At 71.2% G+C, this 6,169-nt stretch carries 7 protein-coding genes; all 7 read left to right on the top strand.

The window, feature by feature from the left end; translation table 11 throughout:
• Positions 1 to 282: aldo/keto reductase (locus PROKR_RS28490; protein WP_036970612.1), on the top strand; the 282-nt coding region annotated here is incomplete at its 5' end.
• On the top strand, positions 279 to 1,748 hold the full coding sequence (locus PROKR_RS28485; protein WP_036970609.1) for a hypothetical protein: 1,470 nt from the start codon (positions 279 to 281) through the stop codon (positions 1,746 to 1,748). The genes PROKR_RS28490 and PROKR_RS28485, both read left to right, overlap by 4 nt.
• A 108-nt stretch (positions 1,749 to 1,856) precedes the next feature.
• Positions 1,857 to 3,134 (top strand): ABC transporter substrate-binding protein, encoded by a 1,278-nt coding sequence (locus PROKR_RS28480; RefSeq protein ID WP_051433456.1) that lies wholly within the window; start codon positions 1,857 to 1,859, stop codon positions 3,132 to 3,134.
• 1 nt (position 3,135) lies between these two features.
• Positions 3,136 to 4,050, top strand: a complete 915-nt coding sequence (locus tag PROKR_RS28475) for a carbohydrate ABC transporter permease (RefSeq protein WP_036970605.1) — start codon at positions 3,136 to 3,138, stop codon at positions 4,048 to 4,050.
• Positions 4,047 to 4,889, top strand: a complete 843-nt coding sequence (locus tag PROKR_RS28470) for a carbohydrate ABC transporter permease (RefSeq protein ID WP_036970601.1) — start codon at positions 4,047 to 4,049, stop codon at positions 4,887 to 4,889. Before PROKR_RS28475 ends, PROKR_RS28470 begins: the two co-directional genes overlap by 4 nt.
• A gap of 49 nt (positions 4,890 to 4,938) precedes the next feature.
• Positions 4,939 to 5,643, top strand: a complete 705-nt coding sequence (gene deoC, locus PROKR_RS28465; RefSeq protein WP_036970598.1) for a deoxyribose-phosphate aldolase — start codon at positions 4,939 to 4,941, stop codon at positions 5,641 to 5,643.
• Positions 5,633 to 6,169: PfkB family carbohydrate kinase (locus PROKR_RS28460; RefSeq protein ID WP_036970596.1), on the top strand; the 537-nt coding region annotated here is incomplete at its 3' end. The genes deoC and PROKR_RS28460, both read left to right, overlap by 11 nt.

Genomic DNA, 6,169 nt, shown 5'->3' with positions numbered 1-6,169 from the left:
CGGTTCGACTACGCGGAGGCCCCCGGCGACCTCGTGGCCCGGGTGCACCGCATCGCGGACGTCGCCGAGCGCCACGGCGTCACCGTCCCGGACCTGGCGGCCCGGTTCGCGCTGCGGCACCCGGCCGTGGCGTCGGTCGTCATGGGCATGCGCACCGCCGAGCACGTGACGACGTCCGCCGAGCGGATCGCCCGCGACGTGCCGGACGGGCTCTGGGACGAGCTCGACCGCCTCGGCCTGGCGCCGCACCTCTCATCACCGACAGGACGGAGCACGTCATGACCACCCACCACGCCGCGGGGCCCGCGACGGCACCGAAGGTGACCGCGCTGGCCCGCTGGATGCGCACCTGGGTGGGTGCGGAGGGCCAGATCCGGGGCTTCCACAACCACAGCGTGTGGGGCACCAACCCGGCCACGTTCATCGACTTCACCAGCGGGCACCAGGCGTTCTCGGCGCCCGCTACGGCGGCGTTCGCCGAGGCGCTGGCCCGCCACCCCGACGACCGCGGGCTGGACCTGTGGCGCCGGATGATGCTGTTCCAGGCCCGGACCGTCCAGGACGACGGGCAGTTCCGGCACATCGGCTTCCAGGTGGGGGAGTCGGCCACGGCGGGCCTCATCCACAACATGGCGGGCTGCATCGGGTTGCTGGAGGGGCTGCGGCACGCCGGGCACCTGCTGGACCCCGCGGAGGTCGCGGAGGTCCTGCGCTCCGTGGCGGCCAACCTGGAGGCGTGCCGCGTGTACGGCGGCGGCCGGCCGACGCCCGAGGGCACGGTGAACCAGGAGTACGCCCGGGTCTGGGCCAAGCTCCGGTACACGGAGCTGTCCGGCGACGACCGGTACGCCGACGAGCTCGAGGAGGACCTCGACGCCCTGGTGCGGCTCAGCGCCGCGCCCGGCGTGCCGGACGAGGAGAGCTCCGGTGCGTACCGGCAGCCCACCGACCGGGCGGGCGGCGGCATCCTGGAGCCGGCCGAGTACTACGGGCTGATGATGGTGCCGCTCGTGCTCGGGTCGAGGCGGTTCGGCCGCCGCGACCTGCTCGACGAGGCGGTCCGCCTGGGCCTGCACGTGGCGCGGTCGGCGTGGGTGGACGAGCGGGGCTGCACCCGCTACCACCGGTACTGGTACGTCCGCGACGACACCGTGCTGCGCACCACCACGCCCATGCTGATCGCGGGCATGGGGCTGAGCCTCTACGGGATCGACGAGATCCTCGCGGAGGTGAGCAACCCCGAGCTGGGTCGGTTCGTGGACGCGTGCCTGGCCACCTACGCCCACTACCAGACGCCGGCCGGCTACTTCGCGTCGGCCACGGGCTGGCACAACGAGGCGGACGTCGCGCCGAGCACGGCGTGGCACGCCCACGACCTGATGTTCCTGGTGCGGCACGTGAGCACGCGCGACTCGTTCTGGGCCGAGGTGTTCGCCGACCCGGACCGGCGGTCCGTGCTGCTCTCCGACCGGGCCTACTGGGTCGAGGACGGGGCGCACTGGGCGATCCTCAGCCCCGAGACCGCGGGTGACCTCAGCATCTTCGGGCGCAAGGACCGGGACACCTTCGGGCGCTCGTTCTTCGCCTGGACCGACAAGGAGCCGCTGCCTCAGGAGCTGGAGCTGGCCGAGGCGCCGCACTTCTTCGTGGCGGACGACGGCATCTACCGGCTCGACGACTCGACCCGGGAGACCGACGTGTCGGTGCTCGGCGACCTGCCGTACCGCGGCCACGTGCGCGACGCGTGAACCCGTCACGTGCACCCTTGCACGCGACTTTGCACATGTAGTATGTATTACAACTAGCCAAGCCCAAGACCGGGTACGGCTCGGACCCCCCAAGGTAGGGAGACAAAGATGTCAACTACGTTCCTGCGCCGCGCGCGCGGCGCCGTGGTGCTCGGCATGACCCCGGTCCTCGTGCTCGCGGCCTGCGGCTCCGAGGGCGGCAGCGGCGACGCGGCCGACGACGGCTCCGTGCGCATGCTCGTGAACATCACGGACAACCTCACGCAGGCCAAGTGGGAGGAGCTCGTCAAGCCGTTCGAGGACGAGAGCGGGATCGACGTCAAGATCGAGGGCCCCAGCGGCCAGTCGGTCGCCGAGTCCTTTCCCTCGCTGCTCGCGGCCGGTACCGCCCCCGACGTCATCGAGTCGATCGTGCCGGGCCCCGACACGGCCCCCGAGGTGCTCGACCTGACCGGGTACGACTGGGCCTCCGGCACCCCGATGGCCGACCTGTACTCGACGGACGGCACGATCAACGTCGTCGGCGTCGGGATGCAGGCGCAGTCGCTGATGTACTACAACGCGGACCTCTTCGCGGAGGCGGGCATCACCGAGCCGCCGACCACCTGGGACGAGCTCGACGACGCGCTCGCCGCCCTCGCCGCCAAGGACGTGGCGACCCCCATCGCCTTCGCCTCCGACTGGGCCACCGGCGTCCAGGTCCAGGAGATCTGGCACCCGCAGCAGAACGTCACCACGCCGGGCTGGCAGCAGAGCGTGGCGGACGGCTCGTCCACTCTCGGCGACCAGTTCCAGCCCGTGTTCGAGCACGTCGCCGACTGGATCGAGGCGGGGTACACGACCGCGGACGACGTGGCGACCGACAGCGGCACGCAGGAGGCCAACTTCATCGCGGGCGACGTGGGCATCTACCCGATGGGCTCCTGGTTCAGCACCACGCTCGCGGCCTCCCCGCCCGACTTCGAGGTGGGCGTGTTCGCCCCGCCGGTCGACGACGACGCCGACGCCCCCGGGCCGATGGGCGCCACCCTGGCCTTCCCGTACATGGTGTGGAAGGGCACGGCCAACCCGGACGGCGCCACCGCGCTGGTCGAGTACCTGACCACGGACGAGGCCGCCATCGCCGCCCAGGCAGAGATGGACAGCTTCAGCCGCGAGGGCCTGGAGCCGAGCAGCAACGAGTACGCGGGCATGGTGCAGGAGCTGTCCGACGCCGCGCCGTCGTACGTCGTGCCCGGCAACCAGACCGTCGGCGACTACGCGCTGCCGGTGGCCGGGTTCAACCCCAAGTTCACCGAGCTCGTCCAGGGCCTGTGGCAGGGCCGGTCCCCGGCCGACGTCGCCAGTGACCTGACCGCCTGGTACGAGGCGGAGAAGCTCGGCTGACATGGCTCGCACCACGACCACCCGGCGAGGGCTCCTGAGCGGTCTCGCGAACGGGCTGATGACCCTGCCGGCAGCCGCCGTCTACACCGGGCTGACGGTGGTGCCGGTCGGGTACGCCGTCTACTACTCGTTCACGCAGTACAACGGCATCCCGAGCCAGGCCCCGACCTGGGTGGGCTGGGAGAACTACGCGCGGATCATCGCCGACCCGATCGGCGACCTGCGCCCGGCGGCGTGGGTGACGCTCGTGATCGCCGTGGTCGGCGCCTTCCTCGTGAACGGCGCCGCCCTCGGCATCGCGATGCTGCTGCGCCGCACCACAGCGTTCAACACGTTCGCGCGCGCCGTGATGTTCTACCCGCACGTGCTGTCCGCCCTCATCGTGGGGTTCCTCTGGCAGGCGATCCTGGGCCCGCAGGGCGCCCTGAACAACCTGCTGGAGCACGCCGGGCGGTCCACGCTGCCGTTCCTGGCGGACCCGGACTGGGCGCTGGTGACCCTCGTGGGCGTGATCGTGTGGGCGCAGTTCGGCGTCCAGCTCGTGCTGTACCTGGCGGGCCTGCAGGCCGTCTCCCCGGAGCTCCAGGAGGCCGCGCGGCTCGACGGCGCGAACGGGCCCCAGGTGTTCCGGCACGTCACCTGGCCGGCGCTCGCGCCGACCGTGACGGTCACGATCGTCACGTCGATCCTGTCGCTGCTCAAGGTCTACGACGTGGTGCTGGGCCTGACCAACGGCGGGCCCGGCGACGCCACGCAGACCTGGGCGTACGAGATCCTCGCGGTCTCGTTCGCCAACAACAAGGTGGGCCTCGCGTGCGCGCAGGCCGTCCTGCTGGTCGTCGTGGCCGGAATCCTGTCTTTCACGATCATCGCGCTCCGCAGGCGGGCCGAAGAAGGAGCGGAGGCCGTCGGATGACGCGCACCACACCGATCCGCACGGCGCTCCGCGTCGGCCTCGTCGCCGTGCTCTCGATCGCCATGCTCGTGCCGATGTACATCATGGTGGTCAACGCCTTCAAGCCGCAGCAGGAGATCCTGCTGTCCCCGCTCGGGTTCGACCTGGCCACCCTGACCACCGACCACATCGCGGCCGCGTGGCAGAACACGAGCTTCCCCGTGGTCGAGGGGTACGCCGTCACGCTGTTCCTGGTGCTGGCCTGCAACGCGGTGGCGATCGGGGCGTCCGTCCCGGCCGCGTACACGATCGCCCGCACGCCCACGCCGCTGTTCCGGTTCCTGCTGTTCTTCTTCGTCGCGGGCATGTTCGTGCCGGCACAGATCATCCTGGTCCCGGCCATCTTCGTGCTCAAGGCCCTCGGGCTGATGGGCACGCTGGCGGGCCTGGTGCTGTTCATGTCGTCCACGATGATCCCGTTCACGCTGTTCATCTTCAGCGGGTACATCCGGATGCTGCCGAGGTCGCTGGACGAGGCCGCCTCGATCGACGGTGCGGGCCGCCAGCGCATCCTGTGGACCATCGTGTTCCCGCTCATGCGGCCCATCGTGGCCACCGCGTTCATCCTCAACGCGCTGAGCGCCTGGAACGACTTCGTGAGCCCGCAGCTCATCCTCGGGCCCGGCTCGCAGTTCCGGACCATCACCACCGGCGTCTACGCCGCGGTGTCCACGTACACGACCAACTACGAGATCGTCTTCCCCACCCTGCTGCTCGCCGTGGTGCCCATCCTGCTGATCTTCGTGATCATGCAGCGGCACATCATGGGCGGCCTCTCGGCCGGCGCCGTCAAGGGCTGACCGCCCCCGCCCCGCGCACCCGCGCACCACCCGTCACAAGGAGACCCGAATGACCGTCGACTTCACCGACTCCAAGCAGGTCGCCCAGGCGATCCAGTACACGAACGTCAACCCGGACCTGACCCGGGCCGACCTCGTCAGGCACGTCGAGACCTGCGTCGAGTACGGGTTCGACGCCGCGATGATCGCGCCCTACTGGGTGTCGCTCGCCAAGGACGTGCTGGCCGGCACGGGCGTGCGCGTGGCCTCCACCCTGAACTTCCCGATGGCCAACGACACCCTGAAGATGCGCCTGGCCGCCCTGCGCGCCCTGGTCGCCGAGGGCGTCGACGAGTTCGACTTCCCGCCGCACCCGGGGCTGCTGATCGGCGGCGACGAGGAGCTGTACGCCCGCGACATCACGGAGATCGTGTCCGTGGCCCACGCCGAGGGCGTCAAGGTCAAGGCGATGCTGGAGTTCGGCTTCCTGGACACCGACGAGCTCAAGGTGAGGGCCACCCGGATCGCCTACGAGGCCGGCGTGGACTGGGTCAAGCAGTCCTCGGGCTGGGGCAAGGGCGGCCTGGCGGCCACCGAGCACGACGTGCGCTTGCTCGCCGAGAACATCGAGCCGCCCTGCCGGGTCAAAGTGTCCGGCAAGGTCAACACCCTCGAGAAGATGCGGTCGCTGTTCGAGGCCGGCGCCGAGCTGGTCGGCACCAGCTCGGGCCCGGCCATCGTCGACGGCCTCGTGGGGGACCCGGATGCCTACTGACGCCAGGGACGCGGCGCGTGCCGCGGGCCCGGCCCGGGTCGCCGTCGTCGGCAGCTACGCCAAGGCGCTGGTGATGACGGCGGACCGCATCCCCGCGCCCGGCGAGACCCTGATCGGCCGCGACTTCCGCGGGACGTTCGGCGGCAAGGGCTCCGACATGGCCGTCCAGGCGGCCCGGCTGGGCGCCGCGGTGTCCTACCTCGGCGTCGTCGGCGACGACGTCTACGGGGTCGAGTTCCGCGAGCTCCTGGCGCACGAGGGCGTCGACCCGGTCGGGCTGCGGGTCGCGCCGGGGGAGTCGACGGGCGTCGGCTTCATCGTCAAGGACACCGCGGGCCGCAACGTCATCGTCGTCGACCCGGGGGCGAACGGCAGCTTCTCCCCGGCCGACGTCGACGCGGCCGCCGGGGCGCTGGGCGGCGCCCACGTCGCGCTCGCACAGCTCGAGATACCGCTGGGCACCGCCCTGCACGCGCTCACCGTGGCGCGGGCGGCCGGGGCCACCACGATCCTGAACCCCGCGCCC

It is taken from the genome of Promicromonospora kroppenstedtii DSM 19349 (assembly GCF_000515355.1).
GTDB classification, from domain to species: Bacteria; Actinomycetota; Actinomycetes; order Actinomycetales; family Cellulomonadaceae; genus Promicromonospora; species Promicromonospora kroppenstedtii.
This window is presented reverse-complemented; position numbering and strand designations above follow the sequence as displayed.